This is a genomic window from Alphaproteobacteria bacterium SS10, from assembly GCA_019192455.1.
Lineage (GTDB): Bacteria > Pseudomonadota > Alphaproteobacteria > TMED2 > TMED2 > TMED2.
This window is the reverse complement of record JAHCML010000003.1, coordinates 944,090-959,343: the sequence shown is the minus strand read 5'-3', so window position 1 is coordinate 959,343 and position 15,254 is coordinate 944,090. Positions and strand designations below refer to the sequence as shown.

Annotated in this window: 15 protein-coding genes and 1 tRNA gene; 13 read left to right on the top strand and 3 right to left on the bottom strand. The window is 56.5% G+C overall.

What is annotated here, in order from left to right:
• Positions 1-278: 278 nt before the first annotated feature.
• The 12 genes from KI792_04810 (at position 279) to KI792_04755 (ending at position 12,398) form a co-directional block, all read left to right on the top strand.
• Positions 279-1,625 (top strand): hypothetical protein, encoded by a 1,347-nt coding sequence (locus KI792_04810; GenBank protein MBV6632340.1) that lies wholly within the window; start codon positions 279-281, stop codon positions 1,623-1,625.
• A complete protein-coding gene (locus KI792_04805) occupies positions 1,622-2,617 on the top strand; it encodes a glycosyltransferase family 2 protein (GenBank protein MBV6632339.1) in 996 nt (331 codons plus the stop codon). The genes KI792_04810 and KI792_04805 overlap by 4 nt, the downstream gene beginning before the upstream one ends.
• 7 nt (positions 2,618-2,624) lie before the next feature.
• Positions 2,625-3,881 carry a glycosyltransferase family 4 protein gene (locus tag KI792_04800; protein ID MBV6632338.1) on the top strand — a complete coding sequence of 419 codons (1,257 nt, stop codon included), beginning with the start codon at positions 2,625-2,627 and terminating at the stop codon, positions 3,879-3,881.
• On the top strand, positions 3,878-4,408 hold the full coding sequence (locus KI792_04795; protein MBV6632337.1) for a UDP-N-acetylglucosamine--LPS N-acetylglucosamine transferase: 531 nt from the start codon (positions 3,878-3,880) through the stop codon (positions 4,406-4,408). Before KI792_04800 ends, KI792_04795 begins: the two co-directional genes overlap by 4 nt.
• A 134-nt stretch (positions 4,409-4,542) precedes the next feature.
• On the top strand, positions 4,543-4,914 hold the full coding sequence (locus KI792_04790) for a hypothetical protein (protein MBV6632336.1): 372 nt from the start codon (positions 4,543-4,545) through the stop codon (positions 4,912-4,914).
• Positions 4,911-5,765 (top strand): glycosyltransferase, encoded by an 855-nt coding sequence (locus KI792_04785; protein ID MBV6632335.1) that lies wholly within the window; start codon positions 4,911-4,913, stop codon positions 5,763-5,765. Before KI792_04790 ends, KI792_04785 begins: the two co-directional genes overlap by 4 nt.
• Before the next feature lie 308 nt (positions 5,766-6,073).
• On the top strand, positions 6,074-8,590 hold the full coding sequence (locus KI792_04780; GenBank protein ID MBV6632334.1) for a hypothetical protein: 2,517 nt from the start codon (positions 6,074-6,076) through the stop codon (positions 8,588-8,590).
• A complete protein-coding gene (locus KI792_04775) occupies positions 8,587-9,153 on the top strand; it encodes a hypothetical protein (protein MBV6632333.1) in 567 nt (188 codons plus the stop codon). Before KI792_04780 ends, KI792_04775 begins: the two co-directional genes overlap by 4 nt.
• Positions 9,150-9,572 (top strand): hypothetical protein, encoded by a 423-nt coding sequence (locus KI792_04770; protein ID MBV6632332.1) that lies wholly within the window; start codon positions 9,150-9,152, stop codon positions 9,570-9,572. Before KI792_04775 ends, KI792_04770 begins: the two co-directional genes overlap by 4 nt.
• Positions 9,573-9,751: 179 nt before the next feature.
• Positions 9,752-11,491, top strand: a complete 1,740-nt coding sequence (locus KI792_04765) for a tetratricopeptide repeat protein (protein ID MBV6632331.1) — start codon at positions 9,752-9,754, stop codon at positions 11,489-11,491.
• A gap of 155 nt (positions 11,492-11,646) precedes the next feature.
• Positions 11,647-11,925 (top strand): hypothetical protein, encoded by a 279-nt coding sequence (locus KI792_04760; GenBank protein ID MBV6632330.1) that lies wholly within the window; start codon positions 11,647-11,649, stop codon positions 11,923-11,925.
• 68 nt (positions 11,926-11,993) lie between these two features.
• Positions 11,994-12,398, top strand: a complete 405-nt coding sequence (locus KI792_04755; protein ID MBV6632329.1) for a hypothetical protein — start codon at positions 11,994-11,996, stop codon at positions 12,396-12,398.
• Between the two features lie 278 nt (positions 12,399-12,676).
• Here KI792_04755 and KI792_04750 read toward each other — a convergent pair.
• Positions 12,677-12,769, bottom strand: a tRNA-Ser gene (locus tag KI792_04750).
• Positions 12,770-12,958: 189 nt separating this feature from the next.
• Here KI792_04750 and KI792_04745 point away from each other — a divergent pair.
• Entirely contained in the window at positions 12,959-13,204 is a 246-nt protein-coding gene (locus tag KI792_04745; GenBank protein MBV6632328.1) for a hypothetical protein, read from the top strand.
• 34 nt (positions 13,205-13,238) lie between these two features.
• Here KI792_04745 and KI792_04740 read toward each other — a convergent pair whose 3' ends face one another.
• Both KI792_04740 and gatB read right to left on the bottom strand, forming a co-directional pair.
• Positions 13,239-13,682, bottom strand: coding sequence for a hypothetical protein (locus tag KI792_04740; GenBank protein MBV6632327.1), 444 nt, complete (start codon positions 13,680-13,682; stop codon positions 13,239-13,241).
• Positions 13,683-13,767: 85 nt separating this feature from the next.
• A complete protein-coding gene (gene gatB / locus KI792_04735) occupies positions 13,768-15,222 on the bottom strand; it encodes an Asp-tRNA(Asn)/Glu-tRNA(Gln) amidotransferase subunit GatB (GenBank protein ID MBV6632326.1) in 1,455 nt (484 codons plus the stop codon).
• Between the last annotated feature and the right edge of the window lie 32 nt (positions 15,223-15,254).

The following is a 15,254-nucleotide window of genomic DNA, read 5'->3' as shown; positions in this document are numbered from 1 at the left end:
GTCAAAAATCATTGCATTATGCAATATTGATTCAACTGAAACGCAACGCTTTTGCTTCGTAGACACACAACAACCGTGCATTTTTCAATTTAAAAACAATTGGTTAATGAAATGCACCATGCTGCCCTTCTGCATGGCACCCAGCTTGCGAACCTTAGTCAAAGACCGCGCGCGTAGGGTGCGGTGCACTATGACCGGAATATCCCGGGATATCGATCGACCTATTTGGGCAGCACCGAAGCCATGTTGCGGTTCCCCTATAACCACCCGGCATCTGTATGAGTGGATGGACAATCCAAGCGTCGGATGTGCTGCCACGGCAGGGTAACCCCGCTGGCGTACCGCCCGTGCGGGCTAAACGATCGGTTCGCAATCCGCTACGGCATCTGGCGTGGCCGGTTACCGGCTTGATGCTGCTGTTACTAATGCCGCCGGAAACCTCGGTTTCGTTTGGCGGACTTCGCCTCTCCCCCTACCGAATACTGATTATCTTCGGCCTGTTTACCGCCCTCATTCGCCTATTCAGCGGCCGCTGCGGCAAGCTGATTATCACTGACTGGCTGGTCGCCGGGCATGCCGTTTGGGTTGGCCTCTCGCTAATGAACTTTGGCGGTGTCGCCGTGATGATTGAGAGTGGCGGCGTTTATGGGCTGGAGGCTGTGGGCGCCTATCTAATTGCCCGCTGTTACATCCGCAATGCCGATGATTACGAGGCAATGCTCAAGCTGCACTTGCTGATCGTTATTGGCCTCGCCATCGTCACCATTCCAGAAGCCATTACCGGTAAGCACTTCATTCGGGAGTTGGCGCGGTCTGTCTTTGGCGGCCCACCCATCCCTGTGATTGACCCAAGGCTGGGATTAGATCGCGCCTTTGGTCCATTTGATCACCCCATTCTTCTGGGCGTGTTCTGCTCAACCGCCCTCGCCGGTCCCTACATGGTTCTTGGCCGATCACGGATTAGCTTCCGCAACGGTATACGGGCCAGTGTGATTGGCATCGCAACCTTTATGTCTCTCTCAGCGGGCCCATTGATCGCCTATGCATCGCAGGCGGGCTTTATTGGCTGGGAGCGTGTGACCCGCGTCTTTAAGGGGCGTTGGTACATCCTGTTGCTGGGCTTCGCCTTTGCCTATATCGCGGTTGATCTTCTCGCGACCAGAAACCCGATTATTGTTTTCGTTCAGCACCTTACCTTTAGTGCGCAGAATGCCTACACCCGGGTTCTGATCTGGAATTATGGGGTTGCCGAGGTTGCGCGCTTCCCATGGTTTGGGATTGGCCTTGGCGATTGGGCACGGGCTGCCTGGATGGGGCCGAGCGTCGACAACTTCTGGCTGCTAACCGCCATGCGTTATGGGCTGCCAGCCGTTGGCATGCTGGTCGGTGCGACCCTGGCGACGATGCTGATGATGTGCCGTCGACCGATCGCTGATGAACGAACCCGCAATTGTCGCCTCGCCTGGTGCATGACGATTATCAGCCTGATCATTGTTGGGCTGACCGTTCACTTCTGGAACGCGCTATTTGCCTGGTTCTTCTTCCTGATCGGTAGTGGCGCCTGGATGGCTGGGCTGCCGACCAAACAGGCAACCTCCCCCAGATCGTTGGGGGGTGAGCGATGAGCGACCAGATCATCGAGACCGACCTCTCAATCGTCATCGTGAATTGGAACACCCAAGCGCTGCTTGATGCATGCCTCGCTTCTGTCTTCAGACATCTGGGTGACCTCTCGATCCAGGTAATCGTGATCGATAATGGCTCAACCGATGGGTCAGTGGCGCTGGTCCAAAGCACCTACCCGCAGGTTGAGCTTATCCAGAACAGTGCAAACCGGGGATTTGCCGCGGCCAACAACCAGGCCTTTGGCCAATGTCGTGGCCGATACTGGCTATTGCTAAACACGGATACTGAGATCCTCGATAACGTGCTGATCAATTGTGTTCGGGCACTCGATAAGGAAGCGAATGTTGGCGCGCTTGGATGCCAGGTTTTGAATACCGATGGCAGCCGACAGATCAGCGACCGCCCCTTCCCTGGCCTCAGGTATTTGAGTGCGAAGCTGCTAGGCCTCCACAAGTTTATGCCCAAGCCCGCTATCGCCGATGTTAGTGCCGATGCCCCAATGCGTGATGTGGAGACGCTGTCGGGATGTTTCTTGATGGTGCGTAGGCAAGCTGTCGAGGCCATTGGCCCGATGGATGCCAGCTACTTCTTCTTTGGTGAGGAAACCGAATGGTGCATGCGTTTCCGTGCAGGCGGTTGGCGTGTTTGCCAGGCCCCCCTTGGCAATATCACCCACCATGGCGGCGGAAGCTCCAAGCCACTTAGCTACAAGCGCGATGTGATGCTAACCGAGGCGATTATCCGACTGCACCACCAATGCCGGGGCGCTATGTCAGCCCGCCTCGCCTGGTTCTTATTGATGAAGTTCAACACATCTAGGGCAGTATTCTGGGGCACGATTGGGTGGCTTTTGAAGCCAGCGATAGCGGCTGATCGGGCACGCCATTTCTGGCAGGTATCGAAAGCTGTTCCGACGCTTTGGCAGGCAACATCAGGCGCCACCATCGGGGCACCAACACCCAACCGACTAGAAGACCCGGAGGCGGCGTAGAGCGCTTATGCGGCTTGTTATTATCACCCCATATTGTGATGGCACCGATGTCGGTGAATCCCGCTCTGCTTGCGATTGGGTTCGCCACCTGGCCATGCGCTATGACGTGACCGTCCTTACCATGCAGCGGGCGGGCCGTACGCCGTTGGAAGAGCAGATCAAAGATCTGAAGGTTGTCTCATGGCCAGAACCCTCATGGCTTCGCGTGCATGAGCGACTGAATGCCATGATGAAACCCGCCTATGCTTTCTTCTATCGCAAGGCCCGGCGCTGGCTAGCAGACAACCTCGATAACTTCGATCTCGTGCATCAGATTGGCCCCCTGGCCATGCGCTATCCATGCCCAGCGACAGGCCTTGGTAAACCTTACATTCTGGGCCCCCTGGCAGGGTCACTGACGACACCGCCAGGCTTCACCCAAGACGGGCCGATTGATGCCTGGTATGCCCGCCTCCGTGCGGTTGACCATCTGCGGCTAAAGCATGACCCATGGCTGCGCCGAAGCTATCGAGAGGCAGCACACATCATGGGTGCCGGCACCTATGTTCAGGAGGCCTTGGACGATATCGGGATCAAATCATTCTCAGTGGAGAGTGAGATTGGCATCCCCAACCTGGCGCCCCTCACCCCACGACGCCGGGAGCCGAAGACACTGCTTCATATCGGCCGGGGTGTTCGCACGAAGGGCCTACGTGATGCCATACGATGTCTTGCCCGACTTCATGAGCGGTTCCCCGACTTAACGCTGATCAGCGCCGGTAAGGGTCCAGAGATTGATCGCTGTAAGGCTGAGGCTGAACGGCTCGGCGTGAGCGCTAAGATCCAATTCCTGGGTCAGGTAGCCAAAGCTGAAACAGAGGCGCTCTATCAGGATGCGGACATCTTTCTGTTCCCGAGCTTTAGGGAGCCAAGCGGCAATGTTGTGTTTGAGGCCATGCGTCATGGCCTGCCCGTTGTGACCACTGATCGTGGGGGCCCCGGCCATGTGGTCGACAACCGGTCTGGCATTAAGGTGAAGGCCATCGATCCGGAGCAACTGGCCGGTGATCTGGCCCGTGAAGTCAGCCAACTACTACTGGACCCGAAGCGTTACGCCGCACTGGTTGACGGTGCGAGGGACCGCGTTGCGACGCTCGGCTACTGGCGAAACAAGCTGGATCGCGTCGATCAGTTTTATCAGGCGGCACTGGCTGATGACCGCGCCAAGCCCGCCGCTAAAACTGAAGATACCGACCGCATTTCCTCATCGGAGCATGCGGCATGACCCAACGCCAAACCATTCTGGCCATCGCGTCAGGTGGCGGACACTGGCACCAGCTGCTGCGCCTATCATCGTCACTACCCGATGATCGAACCATCTACGCCTCCCCCCTTCTCAAGACCGCCGCAGGCGCTCCAGGAAGGCGCTATCACCGAATTGCCGATGGCAATCGCGATACCAAGCTGCGGCTTGCAATTGTGACTGTTCAGCTTGCTTGGCTGCTGCTGCGTCATCGCCCCGGCTATATCATCAGCACAGGGGCAGCACCGGGTTGCCTAGCCCTCATCATGGGCCGTTGGATTGGTGCAAAGGGTCTGTTTATCGACAGCGTCGCCAATGCACGCGAGCTCACCATGTCAGCGCGGCTCGCTAAGAAGCATGGCATCACCGTCTACAGCCAATGGCCAGAGGTCGCAGAGCGCGAGGGTGTAGCCTATGCCGGTTCAGTCTTCGAAGGGTTGGTTGGCCTAACCACCAATACCGATGAAACCGATGGGCAACCAAAGGGCAAACGGGAGGCTGCCGCATGAAGCGTGCGCTCGTCACCGTTGGCCAGCAGCTGCCCTTCGACCGTTTGGTAAAGCTGGCGGATCAATGTGCCGCCGATAGTACCGACTGGGGTTGGTTTGCCCAGATCGGTATAGGTGGCGCCCCACCAAACCTAATGGCCTCTGCTGAAACGCTGGCAGCTAGGGACTTTGAAGCCATGATGGCGCAAGCCGACCTGATCATCGGCCATGCCGGGATCGGCACCATTCTTGGTGCGCTTCAGCTTGGTAAGCCCGTCGCGATCATGGCCCGGGAAGCCCGGTACGGTGAACATCGTAATGATCATCAACTGGCCACCTTAGAGCGCTTTACCAATGTGCCAGGCGTCACCGCAATCTCCAGCGCTGATGATCTAACCGCCTGCATTAAGGCCCTGGAGGATGGCGATGGGCAGGTGGAGACGCCGGCGCGGCTGCCGGAAGGGGCAGACCCAGGCCTACTTCAAATGGTTGCCGAATTCGTCGACGTATCGGGGCAGAAACCATGACGAGCCAGGCGGTCATCAGCCTCATCATCCCCGCCTATAACGAGGCACGGATTATTGAACGAACGCTGTCTAAGCTGTTGACCGGAAACGCCTTAATCGACCTCCGAGATGGCAAATGGCAGGCCATCTTGATCGCCAATGGCTGCACCGATAACACCGCTGATATAGTTCGGACAGGTTGGCCAGATGTCACGTTGATAGAGCTTGATGAGGGGTCAAAGACAGGCGCACTTCGGACCGGTGCGGCCATAGCGACTGGCCAAACCTGGATTGTTATGGATGCCGATATCGAGGTCGGCCCCGCTGAAATCGCTACGCTTCACGACGGGGTGCAAACAGAGGCTGCCGTGGCGGCTGTTGGTGACTTCACCCCTAACCTTACCGATGCCAGCCTTCCTGTTCGTCTGTTCTATGCCGCCTGGGCCCACCATCCCTATTTCGACGGTGGCAAGTTTGGCGGCTGTTACGCCCTAAAATCATCTGAAGCTGGGTACCTGCTGCAAACCATCCCTGATATCACCAATGATGATGAATGGATGTCGCGAGAGATCGCAAAGCTCGGTCAGGTGGTTGAAACCGATGCAATCATTCAGACCAATGCGCCCAAAAGCCTTGGTGATCTTGTCAGGGTTCGACAGCGCGTTTACCGCGGCAACCGAGAGCTAGAACAAGCTAGCCAGCCCCCGCAAAATTCAACAACACCGCCGCCAGTTGGCTTGATGCAAAGACTGGCCGTTAGACCCCATCTTTGGCTTGCTGGGTTATGCTACATCGCGATCAATTTGGTGGCCAAAATCAATAATTTGGCCGCGAGAGATCATCAAAAATGGGAGCAAGCGGAGCGGTATTGAGCGGCCGTTTGTATGCGCCTGTTCTAATAATCAAAGCATTGCAGAACGCAACAGATATCCATTGCAAAATGGGCCACAGGGTATCGTATACCGCATTTTGCAATTTTATAACGCGACAATTACCCATTACACACAACATATTACCGCTCTTTTTGGCACGCAGCTTGCGGGATCAACAGAGAGTTATTCTTTGTTATGAGTTTCTTAACGTGCCACGCGCCGGTCGATTTAGACGCCAAGACACGACAGCGTCAACTCCGCTGACCTTGATTTGGCGGGGACGGAAGATCACTGTCCGTGACTGGAACATGTCCGGCTTCACCGTGCGCCGTCTGCCCTTCCGGAAACTCGCCCTGGGTACGGAAGAGAGCATTCAGATCGAATTCGTCTCGGACGGGCTCGAAGTTCGTTTCCCAGCATTAATCTCGATCACCCGTATCAATCAGCGGCACCAGCAGGTTGCCAGCCGTTTCATCATGATCGACCCACGTGGCGAGCGCCTGATGCTGCAGGCACAGGCAGCTGATGGTCATGTTGAGGAGGCAGCCCCGGCAGCCGAAACGCCAGAGGCGAATGTCCCGCCAATTCTGGACGAGCAACAGCAAGCCGCTGCTCACCCAAGCCAGCCTGCGCAAGAGAAGCCGCAAGCGACGGGCAATCTGAACATCTCGCCAGCGCCAGCGACCGATGGGCATCACGATGCTTGGTCACACGGTCATGCAGCCCCGCCACATGGCTTGCACCATCAGCCACTGTTTCAAGAGCGGCAATCTGATTTCGATGAAGAAGGCGAGTTCATCAACCCGCTGGTCATCGCCTACCGCGCACTGCGCGACCGCTGGGCCCAAGCGGCCGTGGCCTTCATGGTCTTAGGCGCTGTCATGGCAACCGCCGCATGGCTGGTGATTGACCCAATCTTCCAAAGTCGCGGCCTGATCCGTATCGCCGCGAAAGAGCCCAAAATCCTATACGCGGAGCGGGATGACAGCCGCCTGCGCTTATTCGATGCGTTCGTCAGCAGCGAGTTGACCTACCTGACTAGCCGTCCGGTTCTGGACCGTGCGCTTTATCTGCTTAACCGTGAGCCAGAGCCGCCGCGTGACGTGGCCCAAACGGTTGATGAGCTTGAACAGCGCCTCGCCGCCCGCAAGATGCAGAGCATGCTGGAGCTTACGGCAGATTCCATCGACCGTGATTCCGCCAAGGTCATGGTGAACGCGGTTCTGGATGCCTACCAGCAGATGCATGTTGAGCAGCTGGACCAACGCCAAACCATTCGTGAGCGAGAGCTGATTGCCCGTGAGCAAGAGCTACTGACCCGTCTGGATCAGCTTTATGCCGTGCTCCTCAATGTTGGTGGTGAACACGATGCCACCACGGTGCGCGCCACGCACAAGCTCCGCCTTGAACAGATCGAGGAAGCACGAACCACGATTTCGGATATTGAGGCCTCGCTTCGTCAGCTTGCCGACAATGGGAAGATCATTGGCGATGGCTCGCTTGATGCTTCAATCCAGCGGGCTGTTATGCAGGACCGCACCCTCGCAGATTTAAGCTTTGAGCGGACCAAGCGTGCGGCCAATCTTTCAACCCTCCGCGAACGTTATGCTGAGAAGCACCCATCGGTTGCGTTTGCCGCGCAAGAACTTGCCATCATTGATGCTGCCATTGATGAGCGGTATCAGCTGATCAATCGCCTGGGCGAGAGTGGCGGCCTGTCATCTGGGGCTGGCGACACTGAGCAATCATCAGAGCAGCTGAATGAAATGATGGCTGTTCAAGAAGCGCGCTTGGTCGCCCTTCTGGCGGATGCTGAGCGGCTTAATGCCAAGCTGATCGATGTCACTGCGATTGATGATGACATCAACGAAAACCGCACCATGCTGCAAGAGACCCGCCGCGCCCTTGAGAAGGTGCGGGTTGAGAGCCGCAACAGCCTGCCTGGCAGCATTGAAATCCTATCCCGAGGCAGTGTGCCCGCCCAACCAACGATCAACCGCCGTAAGACCGCGGCTGGTCTCGCCGTCGTCATGGCCTTTGGCGCCACCCTAACTGGCTTTGTCGGCTTCTACATGCTGCGCCGCCGGGTTGGTTATAGCGATGAGCTGGCCAGCATTGATGGCGTCGAGCTTATCGGTGTGGTTGGCACGATGGATGAGATGGACAGCATGGCACCACCGGCGGTGAACCATATCCGTGCCGAGCTTGAGATTGGCATCCGTAAACATACCGACCGCGCCCGGGCCATTGTCGTGGCACCGGTTAGTGAAGGCACCAATTGCGCACCACTCACCATGCAACTGGCACAATCCTTTGCCGGCGCTGGTACCAGCACGCTGATGATCGATGGTGACTTCAAACCACGGTTGAGCAGCCTCGCCAATGTTGGGGAGCAGGACAGCAAGCCAGCCCTCATCAGCGACATTCCAGAGCCACTGTTCCTGTCGCCGATCCTGTCGATCATTCCAGGTGGCGGCCACTTCGATTACCACCGCCCTTCCATGTCGGTGGAAACCACCCAAACCATGATCCGCAATAATCGCAAGGCAACCGATTGCCTGATTTATCAAGGCAACCGCCTGACCACTGATGTGTTGTCACGCTTTGTCGTTGGTGAATCCGATGCCGTGGTCCTGGTGGTGAACCGTGACGATAAGCTTTCTGATCTTGAGCGGCAGGTTGAGGCAACAACCCGACTAACCAAGGGGCCAATCTTTGTGGTGCTGGTAAATGCCAGCGCGAACGATCCAGCCTTCCGCAATATGCAGCCAGAGCTGGTTGCAACCCCAGCCAATGACCAAAGCCGGTCAGGGGCTGCCGCATGAAGACGATCAACACTGCAACCGATGGTGAAGTTATGACCGCTGGCGCTGGCAATCCGGTAACCCTAGATGCCTCCCGTCCGATCATTGCATTGGTATCCGAACAGGACGCGCTGATTGAGGCATTGGCGACCGCCCTCCCCGGATTTGAGATCATCTCAAAGCCTGAGATGCCATCAAAGGGGCTGGGCTGGTCTAGTGTCGATGCAATCATCGTCGATCTGGACACCATTGATATGGCGGATCAGCTGAGCCTGCATAACGAAGCGACCGCAACCGGTTTTGCCGGTGACAGCTACGCGGTTGGGAAAGCGGCTGATCCAGCTCTTGATCGCCATCTAAAGCTACTGAGCCAGCCTGGCCTATTCGTTCATAGCGATGAAACCGATATGGCCATCCTCAATGTAACGCTAAAGCGAGGCATTCAGCGCCAACGTCAGGCGGATGAGATTGCACGGCCAAAGCGCGCTGGTATTGCAGGCACGGCACGGGAGATCGCGGGCCTGATTAAGGCCTGGAATACCCGCCTTGCCCATGAACGCGGCACTGAGGAGCAGCAGCGATGAATATGCTCTCCTTCCTATGGCCGCGGTATCGCGATGAGGAGTGGCAGGCGCCGCTATCCCGTCGTGATATCGACCCACATATTATCGAGCCAGAGCTGTTCCCAGCAGAAGAGCTCACCCAATGCGATACGCGCCCGCCACTCAACCTGGCGGTCGACCAGCAAGCCATTGCCTTTGATGATCGCTATCAACATCTCCGCTCCAACTACCAGAGCGATGATCCAGCAGAGCTGCTGCTAGCCCTGGTTAAGGCCCTGCGGGCCAAGCAATTGGATCCGCGTCAGGCTGGCCAGGCCAGCGCCCTGCATGTCGCCTGGCAGCTGGGCAAACTGGACTTGGAGCAGTTGGTTGACGCTGATGAGGATGTGGCGACCATCACCGCAATCCTTGAGCGTTATCGGGATCTGCCACAGCGCTGAGCCGAGCGCCCTAACCCACCGGCACTAAACCCAACTTTCTAGATACGGCTTGCCTAGCAACATGTTGCAACGGCAATATGTAGCAATCTGCAATAGCTTCTATGGTTGCGCACATGGCAACTCGCCCGTCCCCGGGCTTTGAGTAGGCGCCAACGCGGCCAAACTGGTCAGCACCATCCATGGCGTCCACGGACACCCCAACCAACGCTGAGATTGAAGAGATCATCAGCCGGATCCGTGAGAGCGGCGCCCTTGGTGAACGCTCACGCCTATCCAGCTTGCTAGAGTACCTTGTCACTGAAGAGTTGGAAGGCCGTGGCCCTGGCCTGAAAGCCTATACGATAGGCACCGATGTATTAGGCCGTGGCGACGACTTCGACCCCACAAATGACAGTATCGTCCGCGTTGAGGTTAATCGCCTGCGCCGCTCACTTGAGCATTACAGCGCAACCGCAGGACGGCAAGATGCGTACCGGATCGTCGTGCCTAAGGGCAGCTATCGTCCACTCTTCGAAGTACAAGATGCCGCCGATGAGACGGCTGCCCCTGCCCAAGGGAGCCAAGCCTCTGCCCGCCCTCAAAATCTGCAGTGGTCGATTGTAAGTGGCTTTGTCTTAGCGGCATTGATCATTGCGGCAGCTATCTTATGGCGACCTATAAGTGACCCGATTTCTGCTGGGGCAGCGGTGGATAGGCTTGAGGTCGACCTCTCAGAAGGCTTGAGCCGACCAATCATCAATGTTGAGCCGTTTACAGACTTCACAGGCCAACCTGATCTAGGCTTTGTCGCCCAAGGCCTTCGGATGCAGATCGTCTCTGACCTCTCGCACATGCATATCGTGCGGGTGCGACCGGTCGATGGGAATGAGGATGGCATTGCCGCCCTAAACCTTCGGCCTGCGGATTATTACCTGCGTGGCACAATCGGCCAGGCTGGCGATCACCTCCGCATTACCCTTCTCTTAGTCAGCGCCGCATCACTTGAGGTGGTTTGGAGCCGGGTGGCCGAGGTTGGGGTGAAGGACCAATCTCTTGAGGCGCAGACCATCGATAGCGTTCAGGACATTGTCCGCCTAATGGCTGGCCCCAACGGCTTTATCCCGATGCGCCAGTTGGACTGGTTGGAAGAACGCCTTTCAAACGATGGTGAAGAAACAGCGGCAAGGCCCATCGGCGCCCATGAATGCCATCTACGTTGGCACGCCTATGATCAGACTAAGGACCCTGCGCAGGGTGAGATTACACGCCAGTGCCTAAATGACCTGGTGTCCATCGATACAAGCGAAGCCTCTATCTGGGCTGCCCATGGCTTCCTAACCTTCTTGGATTGGAGCCGCGCCGGTGATCAGTCAGATGAGACCCAGCTTGAGCAAGCAACAGCGGACGTAATCAAGGCCATCCAATTGGACCCATTCAATGCTGAGGGGCACGAGTATCTGGCTTCAATCCTGATGGCCAAAGGCGATCATGAGGGTGCACGAGACAGCTATCGCCGTGCTGTGAAACTTAACCCCTCCAAACCTGATTTACGGGTGCTTCAGGGTTGGGCTGAGATCCTCGGTGGGGCTTGGGATGATGGCATCGTAAAAATCCAGCAGGGCATGACCTTAACAACCAACCCGCCCGGCTGGTTCCGGATCCCCCTATCAATGAATGCGTTCAGGCTAGAGGATTACGAGCGCGCTTTATCGCAAGCGGAACTGATCGTCCTAAGTGGTGATCAGCGCGGTGTCCCCCTCGCCCTAGCGCCAGCAATCCGCCTAGGCAGTGATAGCAAGGTCCAGCGGCTTCAAGCAGCCCTTGATGCCGAACAACTAAGCGCAGAGGAAGCGCTGGAGGCTGTACGTACAGTGCTCAACGATCCAGAGCTGATTGATGAGTATCTACGCACGCTAAACCGCATAATCCGTTACAACTAAAGAGCTTATAGGCTGCGACAAATTCGGCAACGCAGCGTAACAACGCAGAACATTCTTTCGTATACGTAAAGGTTAAGCCATTAATCTGGCCTCGTTGGCGGCTTGGCTCCTCATAAGACCATTCAGCCACCCAAACAGTTCGTGGAGGCCGAGTAATGGTGAGCAACCAAGACGATATGGATGTGCTGCGCGACTTGCTTAAGGCAGCAGACAGCCTTCGCCTGCTTATTGAGGTAGCAGAGACCGGAAAACAGTCGGGACCTGGCGGGGATACCTTTACCAGGGCGCTCATGGCGATGATTGAGGGCTGGTGCGCGGATTATGCCGATCAGTTGGCACCGACCTTGGCCGCCGAGCTTAGGCAGCCTAGCGCCTCAGGCGAAAGCAATCGTCTGAACCGCCTACGTGAAGCCCTGTCGGCAGTGCCAGCCTGAACCAGCCCCATACCCCCGCACCGCAGTAGGCGAGCGTTTCTCCCCCAGACCTATCGGAAGCGACAATCATGACCGATATCAACGGCATCTCACTGCTACATATCGCTGAGGCCCCCTCCTCCCGACAATCTCTCGCTGAGTATGCCGAGATGTTGGGGTGGAGCGTGCACAGCACAACTGATCATGCGCATGGGTTGGCGATTGCCGGAAAAACCCGTTTCGATGCCATCATCACTGAGGGTGACGGTGCGAGCAGCTTAGACGGCGCCTTATCGACAGAAGCATTTGCAAAACAGCTTCGAGGCCCTGGCAGCCCCAACCACCGAACGCCCATCATTCTTAGCGATAGAGCCACAAGCCAACAGAGCGTGGGCGAACTGTTTGATGGGGTCCTGAATGCGCCGATAGGCCTAAACAGCCTGCGCGAGGTCATTATGGATGCCCTGGACGAGCGGGTTTTTGTCGGCCCCTAGAATTTGATAGGGGCGATTAGCAAATCCAGTTAAGACAGTGATACCCGCACCCTGGTACTCACCTTGCTTTAGGGACTGGATAATGACGCCAACCCTTCGGGCATTTGCCCTTACCCTAATGATCGCAAGCTTGACCGCCTGCTCGACCATTGATTGGACGAAGGCTTTGGAACGCTGGTGTCAGTCGTCTAATCAATGCGACTGCAAAACCAGTGATTGCCAAGACAGCGCCATCCATCAGTAGGGCGCGTCGATAAACCAAAATGCTTGGGAAAGAATGGCGGTGCGGGAGGGATTCGAACCCTCGATACGGGCATTACCCGTATAACGGATTAGCAATCCGCCGCCTTCAGCCGCTCGGCCACCGCACCATCCGGATCGCCTATCTAAACGGGGTCGAAGGCTAGGTCAATCAGCCATAAGCCGCACAGCGCAGATTTCCCCAATTAACCTCGGTGAATAAATCAGACGAAGGAATGGTCGCCGTTAAGGTGCCGTTAAATCCTATCGCCCATGCTGGTGTTGGCAGATTAGTGGCACGGCAACACGGGAGCAGCAAAATGGGCAGTTTGGCGAAGCAATCAACATCCCCCTCCTTCTCACGTCAGACTTTGGAGACCTTGATCGATCTTATCGATAACAAGCTAACCAGCATGGAAGTTGTCGACCGGGATGATCAGCGAGAACTAACCCGCCTTCAGGCGACCATGGGCGAGCTTGAACGCTATTTGAGCGATGCCCCGGTGGTCAGCGAACCAGGCAGGCGTGGTAGGCGCCCGAAATCAATCGCAGCGGCGACACTCTAAAGGTTAGATTTGGCAGGCGGCCTTGGCAGCCTGATCAGTTGGAACTGCCGATCAAGGCATCGCAAGATTCGATCTGATTGCCTAGGCGTTCCTTACTCTCAGCCCAGCCATCTTTAAAGGCTTGGACCGCGGTCGGCATGTCACTAGGGACAATCTGATCAAGGGCGGCCTTATAGTCATCCTGCCAGGTCGTGTCGCCACAAGCTTGGCGAACATAGGCATCGCCGCCTTCAATATTCATCAGGCGGATGCGCAGCAAACGCCGCATCTCTTCCGGTGTGGGCTGCTGAACCTCAGGGGTTTGCGGCAGGCTACCTTCTTGGACATTGCCGATTGGTGATCCCACGCGAGGCGTGATCAGGGTCGGGCCAGAGTTCGTCTGAGCTTGGGACTGTGCCAAACCAGAAGCCGGGATCGCCATGACCAAGCCGAGGCCTGCCAATGCGAGCCCCATTGCTCTCACATTTTTCCAGATCATTCGGTATCGCCCCATGCAAAACAATTGATGAAGGTGAATGATATATAAAATTTTAACTTATTTCACCAGCTTATGGCGACTTTGGTCAGCCAGACAGCTTGTCCTTGAGTAGCTGATTAACCACACCAGGGTTGGCTTTACCTTGGCTGGCCTTCATCACCTGGCCCACGAAAAAGCCGAACAGCTTGTCCTTACCGCCGCGATACTGCTCAACCTTATCGGTATTAGCGGACAGTACCTCGTCGACCATCGCTTCAATCGCGCCGGTGTCTGAAACCTGCTTCAGCCCCTTCTCTTCAACGATTGCATCGGCAGTTTTGCCGCTCTCAATCATATCGGCGAAGACATCCTTAGCAATCCGGCCAGAGATGGTGTTGTCAGCGATCAAATCGATCAAACCGCCGAGGTTTTCTGCCGTTACAGGGCTATCGGTGATCGTGGCACCGGTTTTGTTCAGCACGCCGAACAACTCCGTGGTGACCCAGTTAACGGCGAGCTTCGCATCCCGGCCTTTAGCAACCGTTTCAAAGTAATCCGCGGACTCTCGGTCAGCGACCAGGACGGCCGCGTCGTATGGGGTCAGGCCATAATCATCAATGAAACGGTGCTTCTTGGCGTCGGGCAGCTCTGGCAGGGTCTGCTTCAGCTCATCAACCCAGCTGCTTTCCAGCGTTAGGGGCAGCAGGTCAGGGTCTGGGAAGTAGCGATAATCATGCGCCTCTTCCTTAGAACGCATGGAACGGGTCTCACCAGCGCGCGGATCCCAAAGGCGGGTTTCCTGATCAATCTTACCGCCGCCCTCGATTACCTCGACCTGACGCTGAGCCTCGAACTCAATGGCCTGTTGGACGTGGCGGATTGAGTTGACGTTCTTGATCTCACAGCGCGTGCCGAACTCATCACCGGGTTTGCGAACAGAGAGGTTCACGTCGCAACGCATTGACCCCTCTTCCATATTCCCGTCACAGGTGCCGAGATAGCGAAGGATCGCGCGCATCTTCTTAAGGTACGCTGCCGCCTCATCCGGGCCACGCAGATCGGGCTCAGAGACGATTTCCATCAACGCAACACCAGACCGGTTTAGGTCGACATATGTCTTAGTCGGATGCTGGTCGTGCAGGCTCTTACCTGCATCCTGCTCAAGGTGCAGACGGGTAACGCCAATTTTGCGGACAACGCCACCATCAAGGTCGATTTCAATCTCACCTTTACCAACGATCGGGTGCTCATACTGGGAAATCTGATAGCCCTGGGGCAGATCTGGGTAGAAGTAGTTCTTCCGCTCAAACACTGAGCGCAGATTGATCTCAGCATTGATGCCAAGGCCGGTCAGCACAGCCTGACGCACGCACTCACCATTTAGGACGGGCAGCATACCGGGCATCGCCGCATCGACGAGGCTAACCTGGGTATTCGGCTCCGCGCCGAAATCCGTTGCCGCACCTGAGAACAGCTTGGTGTTGGAGATCACCTGGGCGTGGACTTCCAGCCCGATAACAATCTCCCAAGTGCCTGTTTCACCTTCGACCGTGTAACCCATGGGTCAGTCCAATCTTACGCGTTAAATCTGTA

What these genes read in the sequence shown, in the direction of transcription:
- KI792_04810 (MBV6632340.1), top strand. Translation starts at nt 279, where the DNA reads ATGAGTGGATGGACAATCCAAGCGTCGGATGTGCTGCCACGGCAGGGT.
- KI792_04805 (MBV6632339.1), top strand. Translation starts at nt 1,622, where the DNA reads ATGAGCGACCAGATCATCGAGACCGACCTCTCAATCGTCATCGTGAAT.
- KI792_04800 (MBV6632338.1), top strand. Translation starts at nt 2,625, where the DNA reads ATGCGGCTTGTTATTATCACCCCATATTGTGATGGCACCGATGTCGGT.
- KI792_04795 (MBV6632337.1), top strand. Translation starts at nt 3,878, where the DNA reads ATGACCCAACGCCAAACCATTCTGGCCATCGCGTCAGGTGGCGGACAC.
- KI792_04790 (MBV6632336.1), top strand. Translation starts at nt 4,543, where the DNA reads ATGGCCTCTGCTGAAACGCTGGCAGCTAGGGACTTTGAAGCCATGATG.
- KI792_04785 (MBV6632335.1), top strand. Translation starts at nt 4,911, where the DNA reads ATGACGAGCCAGGCGGTCATCAGCCTCATCATCCCCGCCTATAACGAG.
- KI792_04780 (MBV6632334.1), top strand. Translation starts at nt 6,074, where the DNA reads ATGTCCGGCTTCACCGTGCGCCGTCTGCCCTTCCGGAAACTCGCCCTG.
- KI792_04775 (MBV6632333.1), top strand. Translation starts at nt 8,587, where the DNA reads ATGAAGACGATCAACACTGCAACCGATGGTGAAGTTATGACCGCTGGC.
- KI792_04770 (MBV6632332.1), top strand. Translation starts at nt 9,150, where the DNA reads ATGAATATGCTCTCCTTCCTATGGCCGCGGTATCGCGATGAGGAGTGG.
- KI792_04765 (MBV6632331.1), top strand. Translation starts at nt 9,752, where the DNA reads ATGGCGTCCACGGACACCCCAACCAACGCTGAGATTGAAGAGATCATC.
- KI792_04760 (MBV6632330.1), top strand. Translation starts at nt 11,647, where the DNA reads ATGGTGAGCAACCAAGACGATATGGATGTGCTGCGCGACTTGCTTAAG.
- KI792_04755 (MBV6632329.1), top strand. Translation starts at nt 11,994, where the DNA reads ATGACCGATATCAACGGCATCTCACTGCTACATATCGCTGAGGCCCCC.
- KI792_04745 (MBV6632328.1), top strand. Translation starts at nt 12,959, where the DNA reads ATGGGCAGTTTGGCGAAGCAATCAACATCCCCCTCCTTCTCACGTCAG.
- KI792_04740 (MBV6632327.1), bottom strand. Translation starts at nt 13,682, where the DNA reads ATGATCTGGAAAAATGTGAGAGCAATGGGGCTCGCATTGGCAGGCCTC.
- gatB (MBV6632326.1), bottom strand. Translation starts at nt 15,222, where the DNA reads ATGGGTTACACGGTCGAAGGTGAAACAGGCACTTGGGAGATTGTTATC.